The organism is Mycobacterium sp. IDUB_5 (assembly GCF_055419565.1).
On the sequence record NZ_JBVAXX010000003.1, the window covers coordinates 241,292 to 267,273 of the forward strand.

At 69.6% G+C, this 25,982-nt stretch carries 23 protein-coding genes and 1 pseudogene; 18 read left to right on the top strand and 6 right to left on the bottom strand.

Annotation, left to right across the window (positions count from 1 at the left end):
* The first annotated feature begins 42 nt into the window (after window positions 1–42).
* The 3 genes from ACZY1G_RS10510 (at window position 43) to truA (ending at window position 2,649) form a co-directional block, all read left to right on the top strand.
* Window positions 43–1,107, top strand: coding sequence for a DNA-directed RNA polymerase subunit alpha (locus ACZY1G_RS10510; protein WP_463814204.1), 1,065 nt, complete (start codon window positions 43–45; stop codon window positions 1,105–1,107).
* A 62-nt stretch (window positions 1,108–1,169) separates the two neighbouring features.
* A complete protein-coding gene (rplQ, locus tag ACZY1G_RS10515; protein WP_463814205.1) occupies window positions 1,170–1,760 on the top strand; it encodes a 50S ribosomal protein L17 in 591 nt (196 codons plus the stop codon).
* 10 nt (window positions 1,761–1,770) lie between these two features.
* Window positions 1,771–2,649, top strand: coding sequence for a tRNA pseudouridine(38-40) synthase TruA (truA, locus tag ACZY1G_RS10520; protein WP_463822334.1), 879 nt, complete (start codon window positions 1,771–1,773; stop codon window positions 2,647–2,649).
* On the opposite strand, the gene ACZY1G_RS10525 is transcribed toward truA, so the two are convergent.
* The 4 genes from ACZY1G_RS10525 to ACZY1G_RS10540 are packed head-to-tail and all read right to left on the bottom strand — an operon-like array spanning window position 2,646 to window position 5,698.
* Complete coding sequence (locus ACZY1G_RS10525; protein WP_463822335.1) at window positions 2,646–3,302, bottom strand: cutinase family protein; 657 nt, start codon at window positions 3,300–3,302, stop codon at window positions 2,646–2,648. The two genes, truA and ACZY1G_RS10525, sit on opposite strands and share 4 nt — an antisense overlap.
* Window positions 3,303–3,317: 15 nt before the next feature.
* Window positions 3,318–3,986, bottom strand: a complete 669-nt coding sequence (locus ACZY1G_RS10530) for a cutinase family protein (protein WP_463814208.1) — start codon at window positions 3,984–3,986, stop codon at window positions 3,318–3,320.
* A gap of 24 nt (window positions 3,987–4,010) precedes the next feature.
* Window positions 4,011–4,670 (bottom strand): cutinase family protein, encoded by a 660-nt coding sequence (locus tag ACZY1G_RS10535; protein ID WP_463822336.1) that lies wholly within the window; start codon window positions 4,668–4,670, stop codon window positions 4,011–4,013.
* A complete protein-coding gene (locus ACZY1G_RS10540) occupies window positions 4,667–5,698 on the bottom strand; it encodes an EamA family transporter (RefSeq protein ID WP_463822337.1) in 1,032 nt (343 codons plus the stop codon). Before ACZY1G_RS10540 ends, ACZY1G_RS10535 begins: the two co-directional genes overlap by 4 nt.
* 88 nt (window positions 5,699–5,786) lie before the next feature.
* Between ACZY1G_RS10540 and ACZY1G_RS10545 the strand changes: the two genes are divergently transcribed.
* Both ACZY1G_RS10545 and eccB read left to right on the top strand, forming a co-directional pair.
* Complete coding sequence (locus ACZY1G_RS10545; protein ID WP_463822338.1) at window positions 5,787–6,338, top strand: CGNR zinc finger domain-containing protein; 552 nt, start codon at window positions 5,787–5,789, stop codon at window positions 6,336–6,338.
* Window positions 6,339–6,383: 45 nt separating this feature from the next.
* Window positions 6,384–7,760, top strand: a complete 1,377-nt coding sequence (gene eccB, locus ACZY1G_RS10550) for a type VII secretion protein EccB (protein ID WP_463822339.1) — start codon at window positions 6,384–6,386, stop codon at window positions 7,758–7,760.
* On the opposite strand, the gene mycP is transcribed toward eccB, so the two are convergent.
* Both mycP and eccD read right to left on the bottom strand, forming a co-directional pair.
* Window positions 7,725–9,035: a type VII secretion-associated serine protease mycosin gene (mycP, locus tag ACZY1G_RS10555; RefSeq protein ID WP_463822340.1), complete on the bottom strand. Its 1,311-nt coding sequence runs from the start codon at window positions 9,033–9,035 to the stop codon at window positions 7,725–7,727. The genes eccB and mycP overlap by 36 nt on opposite strands.
* The gene (gene eccD, locus ACZY1G_RS10560) at window positions 9,032–10,342 is read right to left on the bottom strand and encodes a type VII secretion integral membrane protein EccD (protein ID WP_463822341.1); all 1,311 of its coding nucleotides are present in this window, start codon (window positions 10,340–10,342) and stop codon (window positions 9,032–9,034) included. Before eccD ends, mycP begins: the two co-directional genes overlap by 4 nt.
* Window positions 10,343–10,437: 95 nt before the next feature.
* On the opposite strand from eccD, the gene eccCa reads away from it, so the two are divergent.
* From eccCa to rpsI, 13 genes and pseudogenes are all read left to right on the top strand, one after another.
* Entirely contained in the window at window positions 10,438–13,932 is a 3,495-nt protein-coding gene (gene eccCa / locus ACZY1G_RS10565) for a type VII secretion protein EccCa (protein WP_463822611.1), read from the top strand.
* On the top strand, window positions 13,914–14,969 hold the full coding sequence (locus ACZY1G_RS10570; RefSeq protein WP_463822342.1) for a type VII secretion-associated protein: 1,056 nt from the start codon (window positions 13,914–13,916) through the stop codon (window positions 14,967–14,969). Before eccCa ends, ACZY1G_RS10570 begins: the two co-directional genes overlap by 19 nt.
* 87 nt (window positions 14,970–15,056) lie before the next feature.
* A complete protein-coding gene (locus tag ACZY1G_RS10575; RefSeq protein WP_463814216.1) occupies window positions 15,057–15,389 on the top strand; it encodes a WXG100 family type VII secretion target in 333 nt (110 codons plus the stop codon).
* A 10-nt stretch (window positions 15,390–15,399) separates the two neighbouring features.
* Window positions 15,400–15,696 (top strand): WXG100 family type VII secretion target, encoded by a 297-nt coding sequence (locus tag ACZY1G_RS10580; protein WP_463814217.1) that lies wholly within the window; start codon window positions 15,400–15,402, stop codon window positions 15,694–15,696.
* 106 nt (window positions 15,697–15,802) lie between these two features.
* Window positions 15,803–17,131, top strand: a complete 1,329-nt coding sequence (locus tag ACZY1G_RS10585) for a helix-turn-helix domain-containing protein (protein WP_463814218.1) — start codon at window positions 15,803–15,805, stop codon at window positions 17,129–17,131.
* A 90-nt stretch (window positions 17,132–17,221) separates the two neighbouring features.
* Window positions 17,222–18,745, top strand: coding sequence for an aldehyde dehydrogenase (gene adh, locus ACZY1G_RS10590; protein WP_463814219.1), 1,524 nt, complete (start codon window positions 17,222–17,224; stop codon window positions 18,743–18,745).
* A 126-nt stretch (window positions 18,746–18,871) separates the two neighbouring features.
* Complete coding sequence (gene eat / locus ACZY1G_RS10595; RefSeq protein WP_463814220.1) at window positions 18,872–20,296, top strand: ethanolamine permease; 1,425 nt, start codon at window positions 18,872–18,874, stop codon at window positions 20,294–20,296.
* A complete protein-coding gene (locus tag ACZY1G_RS10600; protein WP_463814221.1) occupies window positions 20,293–21,699 on the top strand; it encodes an ethanolamine ammonia-lyase subunit EutB in 1,407 nt (468 codons plus the stop codon). The genes eat and ACZY1G_RS10600 overlap by 4 nt, the downstream gene beginning before the upstream one ends.
* Before the next feature lie 8 nt (window positions 21,700–21,707).
* Window positions 21,708–22,475 carry an ethanolamine ammonia-lyase subunit EutC gene (eutC, locus tag ACZY1G_RS10605; protein WP_463814222.1) on the top strand — a complete coding sequence of 256 codons (768 nt, stop codon included), beginning with the start codon at window positions 21,708–21,710 and terminating at the stop codon, window positions 22,473–22,475.
* Complete coding sequence (locus tag ACZY1G_RS10610) at window positions 22,475–23,740, top strand: haloacid dehalogenase-like hydrolase (RefSeq protein WP_463822343.1); 1,266 nt, start codon at window positions 22,475–22,477, stop codon at window positions 23,738–23,740. Before eutC ends, ACZY1G_RS10610 begins: the two co-directional genes overlap by 1 nt.
* Before the next feature lie 69 nt (window positions 23,741–23,809).
* Complete coding sequence (gene adhP, locus ACZY1G_RS10615; protein ID WP_463814224.1) at window positions 23,810–24,838, top strand: alcohol dehydrogenase AdhP; 1,029 nt, start codon at window positions 23,810–23,812, stop codon at window positions 24,836–24,838.
* A 182-nt stretch (window positions 24,839–25,020) separates the two neighbouring features.
* Window positions 25,021–25,464 (top strand): 50S ribosomal protein L13, encoded by a 444-nt coding sequence (rplM, locus tag ACZY1G_RS10620; protein ID WP_463814225.1) that lies wholly within the window; start codon window positions 25,021–25,023, stop codon window positions 25,462–25,464.
* A 48-nt stretch (window positions 25,465–25,512) separates the two neighbouring features.
* Window positions 25,513–25,952, top strand: a pseudogene (gene rpsI, locus ACZY1G_RS10625) (30S ribosomal protein S9); the annotation flags it as partial.
* Between the last annotated feature and the right edge of the window lie 30 nt (window positions 25,953–25,982).

Consider the following 25,982-nt stretch of genomic DNA (forward strand, 5'->3'; position numbering starts at 1 on the left):
CGGCATCAAATAGCGGTTGCCGAGAAGGAGAAAAGAAACACCATGCTGATTTCACAGCGCCCCACACTCAGCGAAGAGGTCATCGCCGAGAACCGGTCCCAGTTCGTCATCGAACCGCTGGAGCCCGGATTCGGTTACACCCTCGGCAACTCGCTGCGTCGCACACTGCTGTCGTCCATCCCGGGCGCGGCGGTCACCAGCATCCGCATCGACGGTGTGCTGCACGAGTTCACCACCGTCCCCGGGGTGAAGGAAGACGTCACCGACATCATCCTGAACCTCAAGGGCCTGGTCGTGTCCTCCGAAGAGGACGAGCCGGTCACCATGTACCTGCGCAAGCAGGGCCCGGGTGCGGTCACTGCCGGCGACATCGTGCCGCCGGCCGGGGTCACCGTGCACAACCCCGACATGCACATCGCGACGCTCAACGAGAAGGGCAAGCTCGAGGTCGAACTCGTCGTCGAGCGCGGTCGTGGCTACGTGCCTGCTGTGCAGAACAAGGCCTCGGGTGCCGAAATCGGCCGTATCCCGGTCGATTCCATCTACTCGCCGGTGCTGAAGGTCACCTACAAGGTGGAGGCCACTCGTGTCGAGCAGCGCACCGACTTCGACAAGCTGATCCTCGACGTCGAGACCAAGAGCTCGATCACCGCGCGTGACGCGCTCGCCTCGGCGGGCAAGACTCTGGTCGAATTGTTCGGTCTGGCACGGGAACTCAACGTCGAGGCCGAGGGCATCGAGATCGGACCGTCGCCGGCCGAGGCCGACCACATCGCCAGCTTCGCGCTGCCGATCGACGACCTGGACCTGACGGTGCGCTCGTACAACTGCCTCAAGCGTGAAGGCGTGCACACCGTCGGCGAGCTGGTCGCCCGCACGGAGTCCGATCTGCTGGACATCCGTAACTTCGGCCAGAAGTCCATCGACGAGGTGAAGATCAAGCTGCACCAGCTGGGTCTCTCGCTCAAGGACAGCCCGGCCACGTTCGATCCGTCCGAGGTGGCCGGTTACGACGTCGCGACCGGTACCTGGAACAGCGATGCCGGGTACGAATCGTCCTACGAGGCCGACGACAACACCGACTACGCAGAAACCGAACAGCTCTAACTCGAGAAGCCGTCCCGGCCCTACCTCATACGGGGGTCGGCCCCACATAGGAGACAGTCGCAATGCCCAAGCCCACCAAGGGACCCCGCCTCGGCGGTTCGTCGTCGCACCAGAAAGCGATCCTGGCCAACCTGGCCACCTCGCTCTTCGAGCACGGCCGCATCAAGACGACGGAGCCCAAGGCTCGGGCGTTGCGTCCGTACGCCGAGAAGCTCATCACCCACGCCAAGAAGGGCACGCTGCACAACCGGCGTGAGGTGATGAAGAAGATCCGTGACAAGGACGTCGTGCACGTTCTGTTCGCCGAGATCGGGCCGTTCTTCGCCGATCGTGCCGGTGGCTACACCCGCATCATCAAGGTCGAGAACCGCAAGGGCGACAACGCTCCCATGGCGGTCATCGAGCTGGTGCGGGAGAAGACGGTGACGTCCGAGGCCAACCGGGCTCGCCGTGCCGCGTCGGCGCAGAAGGTCGCAGCGGCGGCCGCTCCGCAGGCCGCTGTCGAGCCGGAAGAGGCCGAAGGCCCGAGCGCCGACGAGGTCGACGCCGTCACCGAGACGCCGATCGCCGACGAGTCCGACGTCGAGGCCGAGGCGAAGGCCGCCGAGTCCGCCGACGAGAAGGCCGACGGAGAAACTGACGACGCCAAGTAGCAGCAGTCCCATGAACGAGCCCGTCATCGATTCCGATGGCGGGCTCGTTCGTCTGCGGCTCGACATCGCCTATGACGGAACGGATTTCGCGGGGTGGGCGACGCAGGCCGGGCAGCGCACCGTGGCTGGCGTGATCGACGAGGCGCTGACGACGGTATTCCGCATTCCGGTGCAGACCCGCGCCGCGGGGCGCACCGACGCCGGCGTGCACGCCACCGGTCAGGTCGCGCACGTCGACATCCCCGCGCACGCCGTGTCATACGCCTATCCGCGGACCTCGCGCGCGGGTGAGCCCGAGTTCGCGCCGTTGGTGCGCCGGCTCGGCCGGCTGCTGCCACAGGATGTCCGGGTGCGCCAGATCGCCCGTGCCGCACCGGGATTCGACGCACGGTTCTCGGCGCTGCGGCGCCACTACGTCTATCGGTTGTCGACGGCGCCGTGGGGTGTGCTGCCCGCACAGGCGCGCTTCGTCACGGCGTGGCCTCGCGCCCTCGACGCCGACGCGATGTCCACCGCGGCGCGACACCTGGTGGGGCTGCGGAACTTCGCGGCATTCTGTCGGCACCGCGACGGCGCGACCACGATTCGGGACCTGCAGCGGCTCGACGTGGTGCGCGCGGGAGAAGACATCTGGATCCACGTCAGCGCCGACGCGTTCTGCTGGAACATGGTGCGGTCACTGGTCGGGGCGCTGCTCGCCGTCGGTGAGCACCGGCGCGACGCCGCCTGGTGTGCGGCCCTGCTGACCGAGACGCGGCGGTCGAGCGATTTCGCTGCGGCGCCGGCGCGCGGACTGACGCTCGTCGGTGTGGATTATCCTCCCGACGACGAACTCGCCGCCCGTACCCTGATCACTCGGGATGTCCGCACCGCGGACGAGGTGGGTTAGATCCGGCCCGAGACGAAGTCGGCAGCCTGGTTCACCATGCCGGCCTTGATGTAGGCCGGGGCGAGGTGGTCGGGCCAGTAGTCCTGCCAGTTGTTCGGGTCGGTCGGATTGCAGATCGGGTCGTCCCCGTGGCACAGCTCGATGATCTTGTCGCGCAGCGCCGGGTTGGTGAAGTTGGCGATCGGGCCGACCCACTGGCTGCCGTTGCCGAACAGCGTGATCGCGGCGATGTGAGAGTCCGCCCCGTCCGGCATCGGGTTCTTGAATCCGAAGGCGGCGATCGGTACGGCCACCACGACGTCAGTGACGGCAGCACCGAGCGAGTAGCCACCCAGCACCAGCCGGGTGTCGGGGCACGTACCCGTCATGTACGCGACGCGTCCACTCATGTCGTTGGCCCCGATGTCGACCTCGGTGTCGGCGGGGTACTTCACCGCGTAGAGGCGGATGTCCTTGCCGGTCTTGCTCCGCAGCGCCGAAGCCAGCGCGTTGCCGATCTGACCGGCACCGGGCGACTCGAGACGACCGCGGGCGAAGATCAGTTCGGTCTGCGGGCAGGACTCCGCCGACGCGGCGGGAGCCATCGGCCCCACCAAACCGGCGACCAGCGCGGCCACCACCCACGTAGCGGCACGGCGGAGCGAGACGGTCACCCTGCCGATGATAGGTCAGACTCGGGCTGCAGCGAACCCTGCGGCCTGGCCGATGAACGGCGATGACTCGTAATGGGTGTGCGCGAACGGATTTCGGCCGTCTGAGCAAATCGGATCACCGTCGGCGCACAGGTCGATCGCCTTACCGGTGAAGGAACCGGCCCCGGAGACCGGGTTGCCGAACTTCGCCGCCGGGTTGCCGAACACCGCGACGGCGTCGACGTTGCCCACCAGACCGCCGGCCAGCGGAGGGGCCGAGCCGATCTCGCCGATCTTGTTGCCCAGCGGCGGGACGCCGGCGAGCATGTCGACGACCGCGGCACCCTGCGAGTACCCGCCCAGCACGATCCTCGTGCTGGGGCACTGCGCTGCCAGCGTCGCGATCCGGCCGGCGGCGTCGGTGGCGCCCACCGCGGTGTTGAGGAAGTCGTAGCTTGCCGGGTAGTTGACGCCGTAGGTGCTGATCGAGCGTCCGCCGAGCTGAGTGCTCAGCGCATCGGTCAAGGCCTGCCCGACACGCCCGATGCCGGGCGGCTCGCTGGTGCCGCGGGCAAAGATCACCTCGACGTCCGAGCAGGGCTGGGCCGACGCGGTCGGGACGGTAGGCGCAAGAACGGAGCCGGCGACGGGTAGGGCCGCGGCGGCAACGGCCGCAGCGAGGCGGCGCAGTCGGTCAGATCGCACAATGCACCGTAACGTATAGCTGAGCTACAAAAGTCCCGCGACGAATCCGGCCGCCTGGTCGGTCATCCCGGACGATGCGTAGGTGCTGTGCGCGGGGATGTCATCGCCGCCCGAGCAGACCGGATCGTTGGGCGCGCACAGGTCGATGGACCGGCCGCCCCAGACGGGGCTCGAGGTCAGCGGCAGCCCGATCTTCGCCGAGGGATTACCGAACACGGCGATCGCCGCCACGTGGTCGGGAGCGTTGGGGGCCAACGGTGCGGTGAAGCCGGCGCCCGGCACGGGAACCGCGGCGATGACGTCGATCACGGCCGCGCCCTGGGAGTAGCCCCCCAGTACCAACCGGGTGTTGGGACAGTTGTCGATCATGTATTGGATGTGGCCACTGGCGTCGTTGGCGCCGGCCGCGACCTGGAGGAAGTCGAACGACGCCGGGTAGTTCACGGCGTACGATCCGACGGAGCGTCCGCCGACTCGTCCCTCGAGGGAGTTGACGAACGCGCCTCCGACGCGGCCGAGACCGGGCGGCTCGTCGGTGCCGCGCGCGAAGACCACTTCGATGTCGGGGCAGCCCTGGGCTGCCGCCGTGGGCGCGGTGAGGGCGGGTGTCGCGATCATTGCCGCCACCGTGAGAGCGGTGGCGGCAAGTCCAGCTACCCGGCGCGCATCAAGATCGATCATCATCTAGATGATGTTAGCTCACCTAGCGGAGCATCCGGCCAGGTCGCGGCATTCACGTCGGCGAGATCCCCGCGGTCGCCCTGACGGGCCAGTGCCAATCCGGCGAGGACGATCGCGCCGCCCACGGCCTGCATCGCGGTGACCGCCTCGCCGACCAAGATCCACGCAGCCAGGACGGCGAACATGACCTCGGACAAACCCACGAGCGACGCGAACCGCGGCTTCAGCCGGGCGATGCTGACGATCCCCAAGGTGTAGGCGATCGCGGTGGGGAAGAGGGCCAGCGCGACGACCGGCAACACCCAGGACGTGGTCATGCCGGCGACCACGGTGTCATTGGCGGTGAACGTCATCGGCATCACGCCGGTGACGCCGATCGCAGCGACCGCAGCGGCACCGACGAACAGGCCGGCCGTGGCCAGGGTGATCGGGTGCAGCGGCGTGCCGGCTGTGTTTGTGTCTGTGTCGGCACCCGACACCTTCTCCGACATCACGAAGTAGCAGGCCGCGCACACAGCGGCGGCGAGACCGAAGGCGACGCCGGCGAGGTCGAAGTCCACCGGGGAGAAGCCGTGCGGACCGACCAGCCCGAGCACCGCGGTGACGCCGGCGATCGCCAGCACCACGCCGGACAGCGTCAGCGCGCTGGGACGGCGGCGTGTGGTCGCCCACAGCCAGCCCACCACCAGGATCGGCGCGGTGTACTCGAGCAACAGCGCGACACCGACCGCGAGGTGGGCGACGGCGTTGTAGTAGAACAGCTGCGCACCGGCGATGGGGACGAGCCCGTAGGCCACGACTGTGCGCACGTGATGGCGTGCCTCGCGCAACCACCCGGGATGTGCAACGGTGGCGAACACGGCCATTGCCAGCGCGCCGCCGGCCAGCCGGGCGGTCACCGCGGCCGTCGGGCTCCACCCCGCGGTCATCAGGGCCTTGCCGAACGGACCTGAGCAACCGAAGGCGAATGCCGAGGCAACCGCAAAGAGGAGGCCGCTACGGAACCGCGAGCTCGGCGTCTGCACGGCCATGGGTGCACCTCCACAAGTCTGATCTGCGACGACATGAGTAAACTCAACTTTGGTCGTGACGCTACTGCCGGAAGGAGTCACGAGTCAAATGCTTTTCAGTCATGACACCGAGCTGACCCTGCGGGCAGCGGCGGTGCTGATCAACACCGATCGGGTCGACGGCGAGCAACTCGCCGAACTGCGCGCGCTCGACGAGTACCTGGACAGCTTCGGCTGGACCGGGCGCCGGGACCATGACGCCGCCGAGCTGGAATCGGTGCACCGGCTGCGTGCTCGGCTGGGCGGGATCTGGGAGATCGCCGACGACGAAGCCCGCGCGGTCGGGCAGGTGAACGCTCTGCTCGCCGACACGCGTGCGGCGCCGTGGCTGACTCGGCATCCGGAGATGCCCGAGTGGCACCTGCACCTGGCCTCCGTACACGATCCGCTGTGGCAGCGCATGGGCGCGGAATTCGCGATGGCGCTGGCGGATCTGATCCGCGCGGGCGACCTACGCCGACTCAAGGTCTGCGCGGCACCGGATTGTCAGGCCGTGCTGGTCGACCTCTCACGTAACCGCTCGGGCAAGTTCTGCGACACCGGCAACTGCGGCAATCGTCAACACGTCGCCGCATACCGGGAGCGGCGCTCCAACAAGTGATCTGACCCCCGCCGGCGCATCGTTACGCTGACCCACGGGGGTGTCATGCGTCAACCGACGACACGGCTGCAGGTCAGCGGCCACCGATTCCTGATGCGCCGCATGGCCCATGCGCTGGTCCGCGGAGATGTCAGGATGCTCGACGATCCGCTTCGCGCACAATCGCTTTCGCTCACCGTCGGTGCGGTGTTGGCGGCTGCCGGGGTCGCCGTGTGCGCTGTCATCGCGGTGTTCGGACCGGCGAGCGACATCGGGGACGCGTCGGTCGTGGTGGTCCGCGAGACCGGCGCACTCTATGTGCGGGTCGACGACACGCTGCACCCAGTGTTCAATCTGGCCTCGGCGCGGTTGATCACGGGCCGCTCCGAACCGCCGCGGGTGGTGTCGCAGACCGCGGTCGACTCGCACGCGCGCGGTGCGATGATGGGCATACCCGGAGCACCGCAACATCTTTCGGCGGCGCCGCCGCCGGATTCGGTGATGGTGTGCGACGAGGACGGTCGGACCACGGTGATCGTCGGAGCGTCCGCACCCGCCGGCGCAGCGCCCCAGCGGCCCGTGCTCGTCACGCCGCGCGGGGCCGGTCCCGCGCTGACATACCTGCTCTACGGCGCTGCGAAGGCCCGGGTCGACCTGCGCCACCCTGCCGTCGTCCGGGCGTTGCGCCTCGACGGTGTGACGCCGCGCCCGATCTCCGAGGCGGTGCTTGCCGCGCTGCCCGAGGCGCCCCCCGTCGTGGCCCCGCACATCCCGAACCGCGGGGCCCCGGGGCCTGGCCCGCTGCACGACCATCCGGTCGGAACGGTGATCGGCGTGTCCGGCAGCGATGCGCAGTTCGTGGTTCTCAGCGGAGGTCTGCAGCGGGTCAGCACGGTCACCGCGGACCTGATTCGCTACACCGACGGTCGGGTCGGCGCGACGGTGCCGGTGGTGGCGCCCGATGTCCTCGGCACTCTTGCGGTGGTGGACTCGCTACCGGTCACCACATACCCCGACCATGCGGGCGCGACACCCGCGCGGGTGGTGTGCGCGCGCTGGCGGCCGGAGCCCGACGCATCCGGTCCGCACAGTGCCGTCGTGATCGCTGACGCGACAACGGAGTCCGGTGTCGCGCTGGCTCAAGCCGATGATGCCGGCCCCGCCGTCGACAGGGTCTCGCTGTCCGGTGGCGGTGCCCTGCTGGTGCGTTCGGTGGCGCTGGGTGGCGACGTCGATCCGGGCGATGACACCGGGCCGCTGTTCCTGCTCGCCGACTCCGGTGCGTTGTTCGGTATCGAGAGCGACGACACTGCAACACGATTGGGATACACGCTGCCGGGCTCACCGATTCCCTGGGTCTTCCTGGCGGGCCTGCCGCGAGGACCCGACCTCAGCGTGCGGGCCGCGTCAGTCGCCCGCGACGTCCTCGTCGCCGGGCCGTGACCGGCGCAGCGCGGCGCCGGCGACGGCCACCGCGCCGACGAGCCCGCCGCACAGCAGCACCGCGCGTACCAGCGACACCGGCTCGTGCGGGCGCTCCTCGACCGGCATACCGGAGAGTGTCGTCTCCGCACGTGGTGCCGACGACGGCGGCGCCACGTCGCCGACCGCGGCCAGCACGTCGACCACACCGTGCCCGACCGTCGGGGACCAGCCACCCGCCGGATGCCGCGCCGTGTCTTCGATGCGCGCCATCACCTGACGTGCGGTGAGCTCAGGATGCCGGGACCGGACCAGAGCGGCGAGCCCCGAGACCAAGGGCGCCGCGAAGCTGGTGCCGGACAGAGGCGCTCCGCTCACCGTGGAATCAACGACACCGTCGGCCGCGGCTGCCAGGGACACGGCGTTCTCGCCGGGTGCGGCGACGTCGACCCACGGCCCGGCGAGGCTGAAGTCGGAGGCGGCTCCATCGGAGCCCGACGATCCGACGGTCAGCACGTAGTCGTCGTACCAGGCGGGGCTGGCGACCACGGTTGCGTCGCTGCCGTTGTGCCTGGGGCACTGGCCGGCGCCGCCCACGTTGCCCGCCGCGCTGACGACGACGGCGTTGGTGACGTCGACGGCGTAGGCCAGGGCCGCACCCAAGGCGCGGTCGTCGAGGTCGGCGTCGGCGGCCAGACAGGCCACCGAGGAGATGTTGATGACCGTGGCGCCCCGGTCCGCCGCGAGCCGGACCGCCGCGGCCAGGGTGTCGACGTCCCCTACGCCCGATCCAGCGGGTCCGCCCCCTCGGGGGTCGGTGACGTCGAACTTGTTGCTGGACTGCCGAATTGCCAACAGGGATGCATCGGGGGCCACGCCGGCGAAGCCGTCCGACGGGTCCTGGGTCGCTCCGATCAGTCCGGCGACGATCGTGCCGTGGCCGTCACAGTCCGCGGTCCCGTCTCCCGTGCTGACGAAGTCGCCACCCGGAATGAGGTGGGGAAGGCGGCGATGGCGGGCCACCCCGGTGTCGATGACCGCGACCGTCTGCCCGGCGCCACGGGTCAGCGGCCACACCAGCGGCACGTCCTCGAGGAGGTGGCCGCGTGACGTCGCCGCGCGCACGGCCACACAGTCGACCCGCTGTTCGGTGGGCCGCGGTGGTCGCGCGGACCCCGCGGCAGGGAGGCGGGTGTCGTCGATCGGCGGGGGAGAGACCGACGCGCCGGCCGGCGCGGACGGGGCGAGTCCCACGGTGAGCGCGGTGACTGCGAGAAGGCGACCGACGCGGCTCACGGCAAGTTCACTGCACGTGCCGCGTCGTAGACCCCGACGAGCCAGGCGCCCAGCGGCAGGACGGCGGCGATCGAGACATAGTCGATGGCACGGAGTACGTTGTGCACCAACGGGTTCCATGTTAGTCCCCGCAGGCGGATCAGGGCCGCACCGGCCAGCGCGACGCCGCAACACCACCACGGCGCCATGAGCGGGTGTGCGGTCACCGCGACGAACAGAGCGATTGCCAGCGCCGCGAGACCCGACCCGCCCAGTATCAGCCGCCGGACGGGATCGGAGTGGACACGGTGCCGCAGGATCAGCACGGCTCCAACGGCAATCGCGAACAGGATTGCCGCCAGCCGTGTTTCGTCGGTGTCGGCAGCGACGACCGCGACACCGGTGATCGCCGTCGCGGACCAGCCGGCCGCCAGGCCCGTGAGAAGTCGGTGCGCCGCCCGCGCCCGGCGGGGACCGACCGTGCGTCGTGCCGGCCCGATGCCGGACACCGCCACCACGAGTGAGGCGGCAGCCCCGAGGGCGGCGAGCGACACACACGCCAACAACGCGCCGACCGCCGCGGGGCCCATGGTCGCCAGCGCACCGATGGCCGAGGCCAGGAGGGTCGCGCCGCCTGCTGCGGCGCATGCGGTCATCGCAGGTGTCGCGCCGTCGTCGTTGCGGCTCATCGACATCGACAGGCACACCGCCATGGCCACGGCGGCCCCCGCCGCGAAGACCGAGACGACCGTCCAGGACGAGCCTGCTGCCGCCAGCGCTCCGGTGACTGCGGCGTGACCGACGGCCCCGATGCCCAGGGCTCCAGCCAGGGGTGCCGTGACCCATCCGGCGGTGGCGGCCACCGCGGCGCCCGCGGCGGTCGCCGCGCTCACCCACAGTGCCGAGTCCTGCCCGGTCGCCACGCCTGCCCAACCGAGCACCGCGGCCAGCGTCAGCGCCACGATGACTGCGACCGCGACGTCCCAACCGCCCGTGCGCGGAGCAGGCTCGCGGCCGACCGCGATGACCGCGTTGGTGGTCGCACCCACGCGGATTCGGGGAGGTGGCATCGGCTCGTCGGTCAGCACCATCAGATCACCGTCGTGAACCCCGTTGTCGCACAGGCTCTTCGTGGGATCGAACGGCAGTCCGACGGCCGGGCCGAGCATCCACCGGATGGGCACCGATGCGTGCATGTCGTCGCCCAGCACGGCATCCACCAGCGAGGGCAGGAGGACGGCGATCGGACACCCGGCCGGGAGCACGAGATCGGCGCTGCGTTGCTGCCGCGGCAGATGGACGGCCACCCGGCGCACCGTATCGGTCACGACAGCAACGTAACTCGGGCACGAGGGGTGCTTGCGCACCAATGTTTTCCGCCGACGGATGGAACCGCAGCGCGTGCTGGTGCGTCTGCTCCTACATGGAACCCTTGCGCCGGCCGGGCGGCCGCATCGCGCTCGACGCGCCGCCGCCGCTGCCCGAGGCGACACCGGTCAACCCGGTGGCGCGGTTGATGCCGGTCGCGATGGTCGCCGCCGTGGTGGGGATGAGTGCGCTGTACCTGCGGTCGGGTGCATCGGCCTCGCGCAGCCCGATGTTCCTGGTCCTGCCGGCGATGATGCTGGTCTCGCTGATCGGCATGCTGGCCCACGGCGGTCGCGGAGGCGCCCGAACCGCCGAGATCAACGCCCAACGTGCCAACTATCTACGCTATCTCGACACCGTCGATGCCGCCGTCCACACCGGTGCCATCACCCAGCACATGTGGCTGTATCGCCACCATCCCGACCCGGACGCGCTCTGGCCGCTCGTCGGCACACAGTCGATGTGGCAGCGCGGTGACACACATCCCGAATTGCTCTGTGCGAGGGTCGGAATCGGTGACGTGGACCCGATGACGGCGGTCGTGCTGCCCGAGCTCGCGTCCGACGACGACGCCGACCCGGTCACCGCCGCCGCGGTGCGCCGGCTCGCCGCCGCCGGGTCATCGGCCCACGAGATGCCTGTACTGGTGTCGTTGGACCAGTCGAGATCGATCACGATCACCGGCGAACCCGGCTCCTGCCGAGCGGTGGCGCGGGCGCTCGTGTGTCAGATCGCGGTCGCTCATGGGCCCGCCCTGCTCGGGATAGCGGTCGCCCCGAGCGACGGTCACGAATGGGATTGGCTTGCATGGCTTCCGCACACTCGGGCGGACCAGACGCCGCAGCACCGGGTGATCATCGCCGACGGCGCTGCGCCGCCGGTCGCCGACGGTGTGACCATTGTGCAGATCTGCGCCGCTCGGTCACCGGTGGTCGTGGCCGCCGACGGCGTGAACGTGACTGCCCGCTACGACGAGCTGTCGCTCCCAGAGGCGCTAGCCTGCGCGCGCCGGATCGCCCGCTGGACGCCGCAGCGTGCGTCGTCCCGGCGCGACGGCTGGCCGGCCTTGATGGGTATCGCCGATCCGGACGCCTTCGATCCGACCGTCCGGTGGCCGCAGCGCACCAGTGCGCCCCTGCGGGTGCCCGTCGGGGTGGGTGAGGACGGAGCCGTGGTCGAGCTCGACATCAAGGAGGCCGCGGCCGGCGGCATGGGTCCACACGGGCTCTGCGTCGGTGCGACGGGATCCGGCAAGTCGGAGTTCCTGCGCACCCTGGTGCTCGGCATGATCACCGCGCATTCCCCGGACGAACTGAACCTCATCCTCGTCGACTTCAAAGGCGGGGCGACGTTTGTCGGTCTCGACACCATCAACCACGTCTCGGCGGTGATCACGAACCTCGCCGACGAGGCGCCGCTGGTGGCGAGGATGCGCGACGCGCTCTCCGGTGAGATCACCCGCAGGCAGGAGCTGCTCAGAGCAACGGGAAACCTCGCGGACATCGCGGCGTACCGGCGAGCCCGCACTCGCGATCCGCGGTTGGCGCCGTTACCGTCCCTGTTCGTCGTCATCGACGAGTTCTCCGAACTGCTCAGCCAGCATCCCGATTTCGCCGACCTGTTCGTCGCGGTGGGCCGTCTGGGTCGCTCACTGGGCATGCACCTGTTGCTGGCCAGCCAACGCCTCGACGAGGGGCGGTTGCGGGGGCTCGAAGCCCATCTGTCCTACCGCGTCTGCCTGAAGACGTTCTCGGCGGCCGACTCTCGCGCCGTCCTCGGAGCGCCCGACGCCTACCACCTTCCCGCCCGCCCCGGGGCCGCCTTCCTCAAGACCGCGACCGGGCAGGTCACCCGCTTCCAGGCGGCGTACGTCTCGGGTCGCGTGCCGATCACCGCGCCTGCCTCCGAGGACACGCGCGTCGTCGTCGAACCTCTCACACAGCGGACTCCCGCGGAGCGGCCGGCTTCGAGGCCACTGCTTGAGACGATGGTCGCCCGACTCGAAGGGCATGGTCGCCAAGCGCACCGCGTGTGGCTGCCGCCGCTGCGACGCTCCCCGATCCTCGACGACCTGTTGAGCGGGTTCGAGCCGAGCCCTTTGCGCGTGCCGATCGGCCTGATCGACCGACCGTTCAAGCAGCGGTACGAGCCTCTCGTCGTCGACATGTCAGGTGCGGCAGGCAATGCCGCGATCGTCGGCGCGCCGCAATCGGGCAAGTCGACGACGCTGCGGACGTTGGTGGCCGCACTCGGCGCGCGCCATGACGCCGCCGCGGTGCAGTTCTACTGTCTGGACTTCGGCGGTGGTGCCCTGACTGCGCTGCGGGAGCTACCGCACGTCGGATGTGTAGCGGGCCGGCTGGAAGCCGACCTGTGCCGTCGCACCGTCGCCCACGTCGAGGCCGTCCTGCGCCGACGGGAAGAGACTTCTCGGAGCGACTCCGATCCGGACGTGTTCCTCGTCGTCGACGGATGGTCCACCGTCCGAGCCGAATTCGACGCTTTCGAGTCCGCGATCACCGCACTCGCAACGCGAGGTCTCTCCTACGGGGTACACGTGGTGCTGGCCGCGTCCCGGTGGGCCGACCTGCGTCCGGCGCTGAAAGACCAGATCGGCACACGCATCGAACTGAGGCTCGGGGAGCCTGCCGAATCGGAGATGGATCGGCGGCGCGCTCGTGAGCTGGGCACGGCCCCGGCTGGGCGCGGCCTGACCCGCGACGGTCACCAGATGGCGATCGCTTTGCCGGGAGCTGCGCAGATCCGCACCCACGCCGGCGGCCGGCGTGCCCCGCGGGTCGAATTACTGCCCACCACAGTGGATCACGAATCGATCAGCGTGGGGCCGCGGGAGCGCGATCACGTACTCGTCGGTCTGGGGGAGCGTGATCTCGGCGCCGTCAGTCTGAACGTCGCCGAGAATCCGCACCTGCTGATTCTGGGCGACGGTGAATCCGGCAAAACGGCGCTCCTGCGGACGTTGTGCATCGATCTGGTACGGACGCACGCGCCGGAGGACGTCTCGCTGGAGATCGTCGACTATCGGCGCACCCTGCTGGGCGTCGTCGAAACCGGCCATCTCGCAGGCTATTCGGCATCTCCTGTCGCGTTGGAGGCGCGGCTGAGCGCCTTGACTGCCCGGCTGACCGCCCGTATGCCCGACGAGCACGTCACCCAGCGGCAACTGCGTGCACGGTCGTGGTGGACCGGGCCCGACATCTACGTCGTCGTCGACGATTACGACCTGGTGGCCGGCGCCACCGGCAACCCGCTCACCCCGCTGGCCGATTTCCTGCCGCACGCCAAGGATCTCGGGCTACACGTCATCGTCGCGCGTCGATCCGGTGGAGCATCCCGGGCGATGTTCGATCCGGTGCTGACGCGCCTGCGGGACATGGGCTGCAGCGGCTTTCTGATGAGCGCCTCGCCGGAGGAAGGGATGCTGCTGGGCAGCACCCGTGCTGCGCCGCTGCCGGCCGGCCGTGGCGTGCTGTCGGTGCGCGGCCGCGCCGACGAACTGGTCCAGGTGGGATGGCACGATCCGCCGTGACACCCGTGGTCGTCGAGGTCGGCCCGGTGACGGTGCGGGGTCCGGGTAGCCCGCCCGCGGAATGGGCCGAAGCGGCCGTCGCGGCTGTGGGAGATCGGCTCGCCGTGGTGGAGGACCGCGTCGTCGACGTGTCAGACGTTCTGCGCGAGGTGCTCTGGGCGGCGGCGGGCGGGCCGACGCGTTCACTGGCCGTGGTGGTGCCGAGCTGGTGGCCGGTTCGCTGGACGGTGTCCGTGACCGACGCTGCGGGGGCAGTTGCCGACGACGTTCGGGTGTTCCGTCGCGGACCCCTGCTCAGCGCCGCCGGGTCGGCCTCGACCGTCGTGGAGCTCTCCGCCGACGTGGTCGCTATTGCGGAGCCCGGCCGGCCTCTCCGCGTGGTCGGCCGTGACGGTGACACCCTGCCGAGCTCTGCACTGGTCGACGTGCCACCGGGTGTCGCCAGCCCGACGTCGTCCACCGCGCGGCGCGTACAGCGCGAGGACGTCGAAGCCGCGGTGACGACGACGCTGACGGCGCGACCCCGGTTCCGCCGGCCCGCGATCGCTCTGGGCGCGGCCGTGATGGTCGCGTCCACCGTCCCCTGGGTGCTCCGCGACCCGGAGCCCGCGCAGTGGAGGGTGCTCACCGAAGGCCGGGCCGCGATCGATGTGCCCGCCGGCTGGGCGGCTGAACGCATCACCTCGGGGCCGGGCTCGGCCAGGGTGCGTGTCAGCGCGCCCGATGGGCTTTCGGCGCTGCACCTCACACAGTCCCTCGGGCCGGCGGGCCCCGACGACATCGCCGAATCCCTGCACCGCGCAATCGCATCCGCTCCTTCGGGGGTGTTCGTCGACTTCCGGCCCGACGGTGAGGTCGGCGACCGCGCCGCGGTGACCTACCGCGAGGTGCGTGACGGCAGCCAGACGTCGTGGGCGGTGGTCGGCGACGGGAATGTCCGTATCGCCGTGGGCTGTCAGAGCACGCCCGGCCACGCCGACCTGATCGCCGCGGCGTGTGCCCGCGCGGTGCGCAGCGCCCATGCGGTCGGTGGATAAGTCGACGGAACCGATCCGGTGGCCCATGCGTCCAAACATGTAGAACGCCAGGAGAAATGAACCACAAACCACATGGAAGGATCTACGATGCCGATCCCGTCAGGAGCCACTGGTGGAGCACTGGCCACCGACTTCGACCTCATGGCCGCGGTGGCGGGCAAGACCGAAGCCCGCAACGAGGAGATCCGCGCCATGCTGGCCTCGTTCATCGGCCAGATGAGCAGCGTGCCCGCCTCGGTGTGGGGCGGAGCCGCCGCGGCCCGGTTCCGGGACGTGGTCGACCGCTGGAATGCGGAGTCGCTGCGGTTGCACGCGGCGCTGCAGCGCATCGCCGAGACCATCCGCGACAACGAGCGCACCCTGCGCCAGGTCACCGACAGCCATGCCCAGGCCATCGGCTCGGCGTCAGCCCACCTGTAGGAGAACCGACATGGACCCGATGCTGTCCTACGATTTCGCCGCCATCGAGCACACGATCCGCCAGCAGATCCACGCGACCTCGTCCCGCTTCAACGCCGCGCTGGACGATCTGCGCACTCAGATCGCTCCGCTGCAACAGGTCTGGACCCGCGACGCCGCCGAGGCGTACCGGGTCGAGCAGACGCGGTGGGAGCAATCCGCGGCGGCGCTCAACGACATCCTGTTCCGTCTGGGTAATGCGGTGCGCGACGGCGCCGACGACGTCGCGGCGACCGACCGCAGTGCCGCCCACGCCTGGGGTGCGTAGGCGCCCCACCGAACGCTGTGCGACCCCCGGGAGGAGGGGAGCCGACCGGGGGTCGCACAGTGCCTCCCCGCCCGTGCTCGGTGGGATAGGGTGAGGGGCAGGTGTGATGGCGGACACAAAGGATCGCCCCGTGGCAACTGCGAAGACGACGAACGGGCGGGCTGGCTCCCGGCCGCTATCGGCGACGCTGAGTACCGTCCACGAGAAGTTCATCGCCGGCGAGGTCGACGCCAGTGACCTGAACTCGGCTGTGCGGCCGGTCGTCGCGCAGAGCTGGGAACGCAGTCGGGCAGTGGGCGTCGATCCCGACTTCCACGGTGCCCGGGCCGCCGAAGCCGTAACCGCGGTCGCGCGGCTGCGCGACACCCACCCGCTGGCGCCGGCGCTGCCGGTCATCCGTCGCCTGCTGGTCAACGATGCGGTCGACTCCGGCGTGGTGGTCGCCGTCAGTGCCGCCGACGGCACGTTGCTGTGGGTCGAGGGCGATCCCAATGCCTGCCGCCGCGCCGAGGCGATGAACTTCGTGCCCGGCGCCGACTGGAGCGAACAAGGCGCCGGCACCAACGCCCCCGGGACCGCCCTGGCCCTGGACAGGGAACTACAGATCCACGGCTCCGAGCACTTCTCCCGCATCGTCCAGCCGTGGAGTTGCACCGCCGCCCCCGTGCACGACCCGACCACCGGGGCGCTGCTCGGCGCGATCGACCTGACCGGTGACGCGCAGGTGGCGTCGTCGCAGACCCTGGCGCTGGTGCGGGCCACCGCCGTCGCCGTGGAGAACCATCTCGCGCTGCTGCGGGTCGCCGGGATCGGCCCCGAACCCGCGGCTCGCAAACCGCACCTCGTGGTCCTCGGCGGCGATCGGCCCCGCTGGGTGACCTCCGACGCGTACGGGCACCTGCAGGCCACCTACCTCACCGGCCGGCACGCGGACATCCTCGTGCTGCTGAGCAGGCATCCGGAGGGGCTGTCCGCGGACCATCTCGCGGTCCTGCTCGACGACAAGGACCTCGACGTCGTCACCGTCCGCGCGGAGATGTCGAGGTTGCGCAAGGTGATTGGCGCGGAGAACCTCGGCTCACGGCCCTACCGGCTACTCGCTCCGATCACCAGCGACATCGGCGAAGTGTTCGACGCGCTCGACGCCGGTGACGTCGACGCCGCACTAGACCGGTACTCCGGGCCGCTGCTGCGCCAGTCGGTCTCCCCGGCGGTGGCGCGTCTGCGCACCGCTCTGTCGACCACGCTGCGTGAGGCGGTGCTCGCGGAGAGTCGGCGCGGTCGGGCCGACCTCCTGCGGCGCTGGCTCGATCTGCCCGAAGGGCGCGACGACCGTGACGGTTGGCAGGCGCTTCGGGACTGCTCCGGGCTGAATGCGCTCGCGCGGGCCCAGGCGCGCGGCCATCTCGCCGGCATCGACTACGAACTCGGCTGACTCCGAGACGGTTGCAGATCTATGCAACCGTGCTGCAACGGTGGCGCGCGTAGGTTCAGTGACGCACACCACACGAGCAGGAGTACCACCATGACTGTGTATGCCCGACCGGGGACCGACGGCTCGCTGATGTCGTTCAAGCCCCGCTACGAGAATTTCATCGGCGGCCAATGGGTGCCGCCGAAAGCGGGTCGCTACTTCGAGAACCCCACGCCGGTCACCGGCCAGGCGTTCACCGAGGTGGCGCGCTCCGACGAGTCCGACATCGAGGCCGCCCTCGATGCCGCGCACGCCGCGGCGCCCGCCTGGGGTAAGACCTCGGCTGCCGAGCGTGCGGTGATCCTCAACAAGATCGCCGACCGTATCGAGGAGAACCTCGAGTCGATCGCACTGGCCGAGTCGTGGGACAACGGCAAGCCGATCCGCGAGACGCTCAACGCCGACATCCCGCTGGCCATCGACCACTTCCGTTACTTCGCCGGATGCATTCGCGCACAAGAAGGTTCGCTGTCGGAGGTCGACGACGACACCGTCGCCTACCACTTCCACGAGCCGCTCGGCGTCGTCGGCCAGATCATCCCCTGGAACTTCCCGATCCTGATGGCCGTCTGGAAGTTGGCCCCGGCACTGGCGGCAGGCAACGCGATCGTGCTCAAGCCCGCCGAGCAGACGCCCGCGTCGATCCTCTACCTGTTCGAGGTCATCGGCGACCTGCTGCCCGCCGGTGTCGTCAACATCGTCAACGGCTTCGGCGTCGAGGCAGGCAAGCCGCTGGCGTCGAGCAACCGCATTTCCAAGATCGCGTTCACCGGCGAGACCACCACCGGCCGGCTGATCATGCAGTACGCGTCGCAGAACCTGATCCCCGTCACGCTCGAGCTGGGCGGCAAGAGCCCGAACATCTTCTTCAACGATGTGATGGCCGAGGCGGACAACTACCAGGACAAGGCGCTCGAGGGCTTCACGATGTTCGCCCTCAACCAGGGCGAGGTGTGCACCTGCCCGTCGCGCTCGCTGATCCAGGCGGACATCTACGATGAATTCCTGGCACTCGCCGCGATTCGCACGAAGGCCGTTCGTCAGGGCGATCCGCTGGACACCGAGACGATGATCGGCGCGCAGGCGTCCAACGATCAGCTCGAGAAGATCCTGTCCTACATCGAGATCGGCAAGAGCGAGGGCGCGCAGCTGGTCACCGGTGGTGAGCGCGCGGAGCTCGGCGGCGACCTCAACGGCGGGTACTACGTGGCGCCGACGATCTTCACCGGCCACAACAAGATGCGGCTGTTCCAGGAGGAGATCTTCGGTCCCGTCGTCGCGGTGACCTCGTTCAGCGATTACGACGAGGCCATCAGCATCGCCAACGACACGCTGTACGGGCTGGGTGCCGGGGTGTGGAGCCGTGACGGCAACACCGCCTACCGCGCGGGCCGCGACATCAAGGCCGGCCGCGTCTGGACCAACTGCTACCACCAGTACCCGGCGCATGCCGCATTCGGCGGGTACAAGCAGTCCGGCATCGGTCGGGAGAACCACAAGATGATGCTCGACCACTACCAGCAGACCAAGAACCTGCTGGTCAGCTACAGCGACAAGGCCCTCGGCTTTTTCTGAGCCGCCCCTACCGCCAGAAGACCCCGGCGCGGAGCGATCCGTGTCGGGGTTTTTCCGGTCATCTTTTATGGTCGGATAACCGACCTTTAAAGCTCCCGAAACATACGACAGATAGAAGTAGTGATCATGCCCTCGAGTCCGCGTCAGAGCGTCGCAGAAAACCGACAGACCGACGAATACCTGGCACGGCGCCAGCTGAAACAGGGAAGTGCAGGCTGGCTGCTGCTCGCCGGGCTCGGCGTCAGCTACGTCGTTTCCGGGGATTACTCCGGCTGGAACTTCGGCCTCGGCCACGGCGGCTTCGGCGGGCTGGCGATCGCCGCGGTCATCATCGCCGCGATGTACCTGGCTCTGGTGCTCGGCATGGCCGAGCTGTCGTCGGCGCTGCCCGCAGCGGGCGGCGGCTACACCTTCGCCCGGCGCGCGCTCGGTCCGTGGGGCGGTTTCGCCACCGGCACCGCCATCCTCATCGAGTACTCGATCGCCCCCGCGGCCATCGCCACGTTCATCGGCGCCTACGTGGAATCGTTGGGGCTCTTTGGTATTCAGAACGGCTGGTGGGTGTATCTGGTCGCCTACGCGGTCTTCATCGGAATCCACCTGTCGGGCGTCGGCGAGGCGCTCAAGGTGATGTTCGTGATCACCGCCATCGCCCTGGTCGGACTGGTGGTGTTCGCCATCGCCGCGGTCGGTAGCTTCGACGCGGCGAATCTCACCGACATCGCACCGACCGACGCCGCCGGCGCGTCGTCGCTGCTGCCCTACGGTTACCTCGGCATCTGGGCGGCGATCCCGTTCGCGATCTGGTTCTTCCTGGCCGTCGAAGGCGTACCGCTGGCCGCGGAGGAGACGGCCAACCCAGAGCGCAACGTGCCGCGCGGCATCATCGCGGCGATGGGCGTGCTGCTGGTGACGTGCGTCGGGGTCCTCGTGCTGGCCACCGGCGCCGGCGGTGCGGCCGCGATGTCGGAGTCCGGCAACCCACTGGTCGAGGCGCTCGGAAGCACCACCGCTGCCACCGTTGTCAACTACATCGGGCTGGCCGGGTTGGTCGCCAGTTTCTTCTCGATCATCTACGCCTACTCCCGGCAGCTGTTCGCGCTGTCGCGGGCCGGCTACCTGCCGACCGTGCTGTCGGTGACGAACTCGCGCAAGGCGCCGACGCTGGCGTTGATCGTGCCCGGCCTGATCGGCTTCGCGTTGTCGCTGACGGGCAAGGGTGATCTGCTGCTCAACATGGCGGTGTTCGGGGCTGCGGTGAGCTACGTGCTGATGATGGTCAGCCACATCGTGCTGCGACGACGCGAGCCGACCATGCCGCGGCCCTACCGCACGCCGGGCGGCGTGGCGACCACCGGATTCGCGTTGGTCATCGCCGCGTTGGCGGTGATCGCGACGTTCCTGGTCGACACCATCGCCGCGCTGTGCTGCCTCGCGGTGTTCGCCGCGTTCCTGCTGTATTTCGCGTTCGTCAGCCGGCACCGGCTGGTGGCCAACTCGCCCGACGAAGAGTTCGCGATGCTCGCACAGGCGGAAGGGGGTCTGACGTGAAGTTCCACCAGCAGATCTCGGGAACGACTTACAGCTTCGACGGGCTGGTCGACCTGATGGCCAAGGCCACCCCGCTGCGGTCCGGTGATCAGCTCGCCGGGTGCGCCGCCGACAGCGACGCCGAACGCGCGGCGGCGGCCTGGGCGTTGGCCGACCTCCCGCTGGACACCTTTCTCACCGAGCTCGTGGTGCCCTACGAGAGTGACGAAGTCACTCGGCTGATCATCGACGGCCATGACCGCCAAGCGTTTTCGGCGATCTCCCACCTCACGGTGGGCGGGCTGAGGGACTGGCTGCTCGACGCGGCCGCGCGCGACGACGGCGCGGCAGGGATCGCGGCGATCGCGCCCGGGCTGACTCCCGAGATGGTCGCGGCGGTCAGCAAGATCATGCGCAACCAGGACCTGATCGCCGTCGCGGCCGCCACCGAGGTCCGCGCCGCGTTCCGCACCACCGTCGGCGTCCCCGGCACGCTGGCCACCCGGCTGCAGCCCAACCACCCGACCGACGACCCGCGAGGCATCGCCGCCGCCGTCCTGGACGGGCTGCTGCTGGGCTGTGGCGACGCCGTCATCGGCATCAACCCGGCGACCGATTCGCCGCACGCCACCGCCGACCTGCTGCACCTGCTGGACTCGATCCGCGCCCGCTACGACATCCCCGTGCAGTCCTGTGTGCTCTCCCACGTGACCACGACGATCGGGCTGATCGAGCAGGGCGTGCCCGTCGACCTGGTGTTCCAGTCCATCGCGGGCACCGAGGGAGCCAACAGCGCATTCGGCGTCGATCTCGCGGTGCTGCGCGAAGGCAACGAGGCGGCCCGCTCGCTCGGGCGCGGCACCGTCGGCAACAACGTCATGTACCTGGAGACGGGGCAGGGGTCCGCGCTGAGCTCGGGCACCCATCTCGGCACCGGCGGCCGGCCCGTCGATCAGCAGACCCTGGAGGTGCGGGCCTATGCGGTGGCGCGCGACCTGCAGCCGCTGCTCGTCAACACCGTGGTGGGCTTCATCGGGCCGGAGTATCTCTACGACGGCAAGCAGATCGTGCGCGCCGGGCTGGAGGACCACTTCTGCGGCAAGCTGCTCGGCCTGCCGATGGGTGTCGACGTCTGCTACACCAACCACGCCGAGGCCGACCAGAACGACATGGACACGCTGCTCACGCTGCTCGCCGCGGCCGGGGTGGCGTTCGTCATCACCGTGCCCGGCGCCGACGACGTGATGCTCGGCTACCAGAGCCTGTCGTTCCACGACGTGCTGGTGACCCGCCGCACCATGGGGTTGCGGCCTGCGCCGGAGTTCGAGGCGTGGCTGCGCACGGTCGGCATGATGGACGACGCCGGCCGGGTGATCCCGCTGGACGTGACGCGTTCGCCGCTGCGCGCGCTGGCGGCGTCATGAGTTCGCCCATGACATCGGATCAGGTTGCCGCCCAAGCATTCTGGAACGAGTTGCGGAGCACGACGCAGGCGCGGATCGGGTTGGGGCGTGCGGGGAACGCGTTGCCCAGCCGGGATGTCCTCGAGCTCGCCGCGGCGCATGCCGCGGCTCGCGATGCTGTGCACCACCCGCTCGATGTCGACACTGTCGTCGCCCAGGTGCGCGACGTCGGCATCGGCGAGCCCGCGGTGGTGTCCAGCCGCGCCACCTCCCGGGCGGAGTATCTACGCCGGCCCGACCTCGGCCGTCTGCCCGCAGACGTCGCGCACGTGCCCCGCACAGGTGCCGACATCGGTGTCGTCCTCGCCGACGGCCTGTCCCCGACGGCGCTGGGGCTGCACGGACCGAAGCTGCTGGCCGCGCTCGTCGCGCAGCTCGCGCCGCAGCACACACTGGCGCCGCCGGTCATCGCGACGCAGGCCCGGGTGGCGCTGGGCGATCACATCGCTGTGGCCGCCGGGGTCCGTACGGTGCTGGTCATCATCGGGGAGCGGCCCGGCCTGAGCGTGGTGGACAGTCTGGGGATCTACCTGACGCATCTGCCGCGGGTCGGTGGCACTGACGCGGACCGCAACTGCATCTCGAACATCCACCCGCCCGGCGGGTTGGGGTACGCCGAGGCCGCGCGCATCGCCGCCGGCCTCGTCCGCGGCGCGGTCGAACTCGGCCGCTCCGGCGTCGACCTGAAGGACACCTCGCGGGCCCTCGGCGCGCCCGACACCAGCGCCCTGACCTGATGGGAGACACCATGTTCCGCCGCATCGGCAGGATCGCCCTGTCCGCCGCAGCCACCGCGACGCTGGCCTTCACGGGATCCGTCGCCGAGATCCCGCAGGCCTCCGCGGCGCCGGCCTGCCGGATGCTGGCCGCCGACCCCGGCTGGTACGGCGACAACCGCGCGCGCATCGACGCGATGATGGCCGAGCTGGGCACGTGCGGCGGATCGGGCGACGTGGCGGCCGGGGCCCCGTTGGCGCTGTTCGACTGGGACAACACCGTCGTCAAGAACGACATCGGGGACGCCACCTTCTTCTGGATGGTGCGCAACGGCAAGCTGCGCGCCCCCGCGGACTGGGCCACCACCAGCCCGTACCTCACCCCGGCCGCCGTCGGGGCGTTGTCACGGGCGTGCGCGGCCGGGGTCCCCGGTCAGACGTTGCCCACCGACACGGACGTGGCGTGCGCCGACGAGCTGGTGTCGATCTACGGCGACGCGGAGACCACCACGAAAGAACCGGCCTTCGCCGGCTTCGACGCGCGCCGGATGGAACCCGCGTACGCGTGGGCCGCGCAGCTGCTGGCGGGGTGGCCGGAGCCGGTGCTCGTCGGGTTCGCCGAGCAGGCCCGGCAGGAGAACCTGGCCGCGCCCGAGGGCACCGAGCAGAAGGTGGGTAGCACCGAGCAGACGGGCTGGGTGCGCTACTACCCGCAGATGCGTGACCTCATCGGGGCGTTGCAGGCCAACGGTTTCGACGTGCGCATCATCTCGGCCTCAGCCGAGCCCGTGGTCCGGGTGTGGGCGGCCGATCTCGGCATCCCGGCCGACAAGGTGATGGGTGTGCGCACCGAGCGCGACGGCGATGTCGTCACCTCCCGGTTGGTGCCGTGTGGCGGATCGGTCTCCATCCCCTACATCGGCGGCAAGCGCTGCCGCGTCAACGAGCAGGTCTTCGGCATCACAGGCCCGGCCGCCTACGACGTTGCCGTCCCGCCGCACCGGGCCGCGTTCGGGGCGGGGGACTCCGACACCGACGTCAGCTTCCTCTCCGACGCGACCGCCCTGCGCCTGGCGATCAACCGCAACAAGACCGAGCTGATGTGCCGGGCCTACGACGACGCCGACAGTCGCTGGATCGTCAACCCGATGTTCATCGAGCCCGAGGGTCAGGCCGAGCCCTACGCCTGCGCCACCGAGGGCTACGTCGAACCCGGCGGCGGGGACGGGCCGCTGCATCGGGCAGACGGAAGTCTCGTCCCCGATCAGGTCGACCGGGTGTTCTGAGGTCGGACGGCGCTGGGGTGAGGGCCTAAGTCCCTGTCGTGCATCTCTTTCCCGCAGTGGGATGGAGTCATGACCGAGAACACGATGCGCGCCGCCGTTGTCCACCAGCTGGGTTCTCCGCTGACGATCGACGAACTCGACCTGCCCAAGCCCGACGACGGGCAGGCTCTGGTGAAGCTCGAGACATCCGGGGTCTGTCACACCGATCTGCATGCCGCACAGGGTGATTGGCCTGTGAAGCCGACGCCGCCGTTCGTTCCGGGCCATGAGGGGTACGGCACCGTGGTGGCGGTCGGCAACGGTGTGGACGACCTGAAGGTGGGGGACAAGGTCGGCAACGCGTGGCTGTGGTCGGCGTGCGGTCGCTGCGAGTACTGCCGCACCGGATGGGAGACGCTGTGCGAACACCAGCGCAACGGCGGCTACACAGTCGACGGCAGCTTCGGGTCCTACATGCTGGTCGACGCGGCGTACGCGGCGCGGATCCCCGACGGTGTCGACCCGGTGGAGGTGGCGCCGATCCTGTGTGCCGGCGTGACCGTCTACAAGGCGCTGAAGGTGACCGACACCAGGCCGGGGCAGTGGGTGGCGATCTCCGGGATCGGCGGGCTCGGACACGTCGCCGTGCAGTATGCGATCGCGATGGGGCTGCGGGTCGTCGCCATCGACGTCGACGACACCAAACTCGACCTGGCCACGCGGCTGGGCGCGGAGGTCGTCGTCAACGCCCGCACCGCCGATGTCGTCGCCGAGGTGCAGAAGGCCACCGGTGGCGCGCACGGCGTCCTGGTCACCGCGGTGCATCCGGAAGCGTTCGGTCAGGCGATCGGCCTGGCGCGCCGCGGGGGCACGATCGTGTTCGTCGGTCTGCCGCCCGGTGACTTTCCCGCGTCGATCTTCGACATCGTGCTCAAGGGGCTCACGATTCGGGGTTCCATCGTCGGAACGCGCCAGGACATGGTCGAGGCCATCGACTTCTTCGCCCGGGGTCTGATCCACCCGACCGTGCACACCGCGACGCTCGACGAGATCAACGACGTGTTCGCCCGCATGGAGCAGGGGCGCATCGACGGCCGGGTGGTCATCGACTACCGATGAGGGCGTTTTGACCTGCGGGGACACGCCCCGGTAGGCTGCCTCGTTGGCGTGCGCTGCGCTTGTCGTGTACCTCGGGTCTCCGTCGGTCGCCGAGGCAGGTGTGAGCGTGAATGCGAGAGCGTACGCCTGACCGGCACCCGGAACCCCCGGGATCCACCCGAGAGAGAAGCAGAGGTAGCGCTGTGTCTACGTACACGCCGAAGGCGGGTGACACCACACGTTCGTGGTACGTCATCGACGCCCAGGACGTGGTACTCGGCCGGCTCGCCGTCGAAGCAGCCAAGCTGCTGCGCGGCAAGCACAAGCCGACGTTCACGCCCAATGTCGACGGCGGTGACTTCGTCATCGTCATCAACGCCGACAAGGTCGCCATCAGCGGCGACAAACTGACCAAGAAGTTCGCCTACCGGCACTCGGGGTATCCCGGCGGCCTGCGCAAGCGCGCCATCGGCGAACTGCTGCTCAAGCACCCCACCCGGGTCGTGGAGAACGCGATCGTCGGCATGCTGCCGCACACCAAGCTCAGCCGTCAGGTGCAGAAGAAGCTGAAGGTGTACGCCGGCCCGAACCATCCGCACGCCGCGCAGCAGCCGATTCCGTTCGAGATCAAGCAGGTGGCCCAGTGACCGAACCCGAGTACACGACCGAGACCGTCGAGCCCGTGGAAGCCTCAGGCACCGAGACCTCCGTCGAGTCCGAGGCCGCTCCGCGCGAGCCCGTCGTCATCGACCGTCCGATCCAGACCGTCGGCCGCCGCAAGGAAGCGGTCGTCCGCGTCCGCCTGGTGCCCGGCACCGGCCAGTTCCACCTGGACGGCCGCACGCTGGAAAACTACTTCCCGAACAAGGTGCACCAGCAGCTCATCAAGGCGCCGCTGGTGACCGTCGACCGGGTGGAGCACTTCGACATCTACGCCCACCTCGATGGTGGAGGCCCCTCGGGCCAGGCCGGCGCGCTGCGTCTGGCCATCGCCCGGGCGCTCATCATCGTCCAGCCCGAGGATCGTCCCGCGCTCAAGAAGGCCGGCTTCCTCACGCGTGACCCGCGCGCCATCGAGCGCAAGAAGTACGGTCTGAAGAAGGCCCGCAAGGCGCCTCAGTACAGCAAGCGCTGATCAGTCCGCTCACAGACGCCCGGTTGCTCT

Coding starts and splice junctions, on each gene's coding strand:
- ACZY1G_RS10510 (WP_463814204.1), top strand. CDS start 43: ATGCTGATTTCACAGCGCCCCACACTCAGCGAAGAGGTCATCGCCGAG.
- rplQ (WP_463814205.1), top strand. CDS start 1,170: ATGCCCAAGCCCACCAAGGGACCCCGCCTCGGCGGTTCGTCGTCGCAC.
- truA (WP_463822334.1), top strand. CDS start 1,771: ATGAACGAGCCCGTCATCGATTCCGATGGCGGGCTCGTTCGTCTGCGG.
- ACZY1G_RS10535 (WP_463822336.1), bottom strand. CDS start 4,670: ATGATGATCGATCTTGATGCGCGCCGGGTAGCTGGACTTGCCGCCACC.
- ACZY1G_RS10540 (WP_463822337.1), bottom strand. CDS start 5,698: ATGGCCGTGCAGACGCCGAGCTCGCGGTTCCGTAGCGGCCTCCTCTTT.
- ACZY1G_RS10545 (WP_463822338.1), top strand. CDS start 5,787: ATGCTTTTCAGTCATGACACCGAGCTGACCCTGCGGGCAGCGGCGGTG.
- eccB (WP_463822339.1), top strand. CDS start 6,384: ATGCGTCAACCGACGACACGGCTGCAGGTCAGCGGCCACCGATTCCTG.
- eccCa (WP_463822611.1), top strand. CDS start 10,438: ATGGAACCCTTGCGCCGGCCGGGCGGCCGCATCGCGCTCGACGCGCCG.
- ACZY1G_RS10570 (WP_463822342.1), top strand. CDS start 13,914: ATGGCACGATCCGCCGTGACACCCGTGGTCGTCGAGGTCGGCCCGGTG.
- ACZY1G_RS10575 (WP_463814216.1), top strand. CDS start 15,057: ATGCCGATCCCGTCAGGAGCCACTGGTGGAGCACTGGCCACCGACTTC.
- ACZY1G_RS10580 (WP_463814217.1), top strand. CDS start 15,400: ATGGACCCGATGCTGTCCTACGATTTCGCCGCCATCGAGCACACGATC.
- ACZY1G_RS10585 (WP_463814218.1), top strand. CDS start 15,803: ATGGCGGACACAAAGGATCGCCCCGTGGCAACTGCGAAGACGACGAAC.
- adh (WP_463814219.1), top strand. CDS start 17,222: ATGACTGTGTATGCCCGACCGGGGACCGACGGCTCGCTGATGTCGTTC.
- eat (WP_463814220.1), top strand. CDS start 18,872: ATGCCCTCGAGTCCGCGTCAGAGCGTCGCAGAAAACCGACAGACCGAC.
- eutC (WP_463814222.1), top strand. CDS start 21,708: ATGACATCGGATCAGGTTGCCGCCCAAGCATTCTGGAACGAGTTGCGG.
- ACZY1G_RS10610 (WP_463822343.1), top strand. CDS start 22,475: ATGGGAGACACCATGTTCCGCCGCATCGGCAGGATCGCCCTGTCCGCC.
- adhP (WP_463814224.1), top strand. CDS start 23,810: ATGACCGAGAACACGATGCGCGCCGCCGTTGTCCACCAGCTGGGTTCT.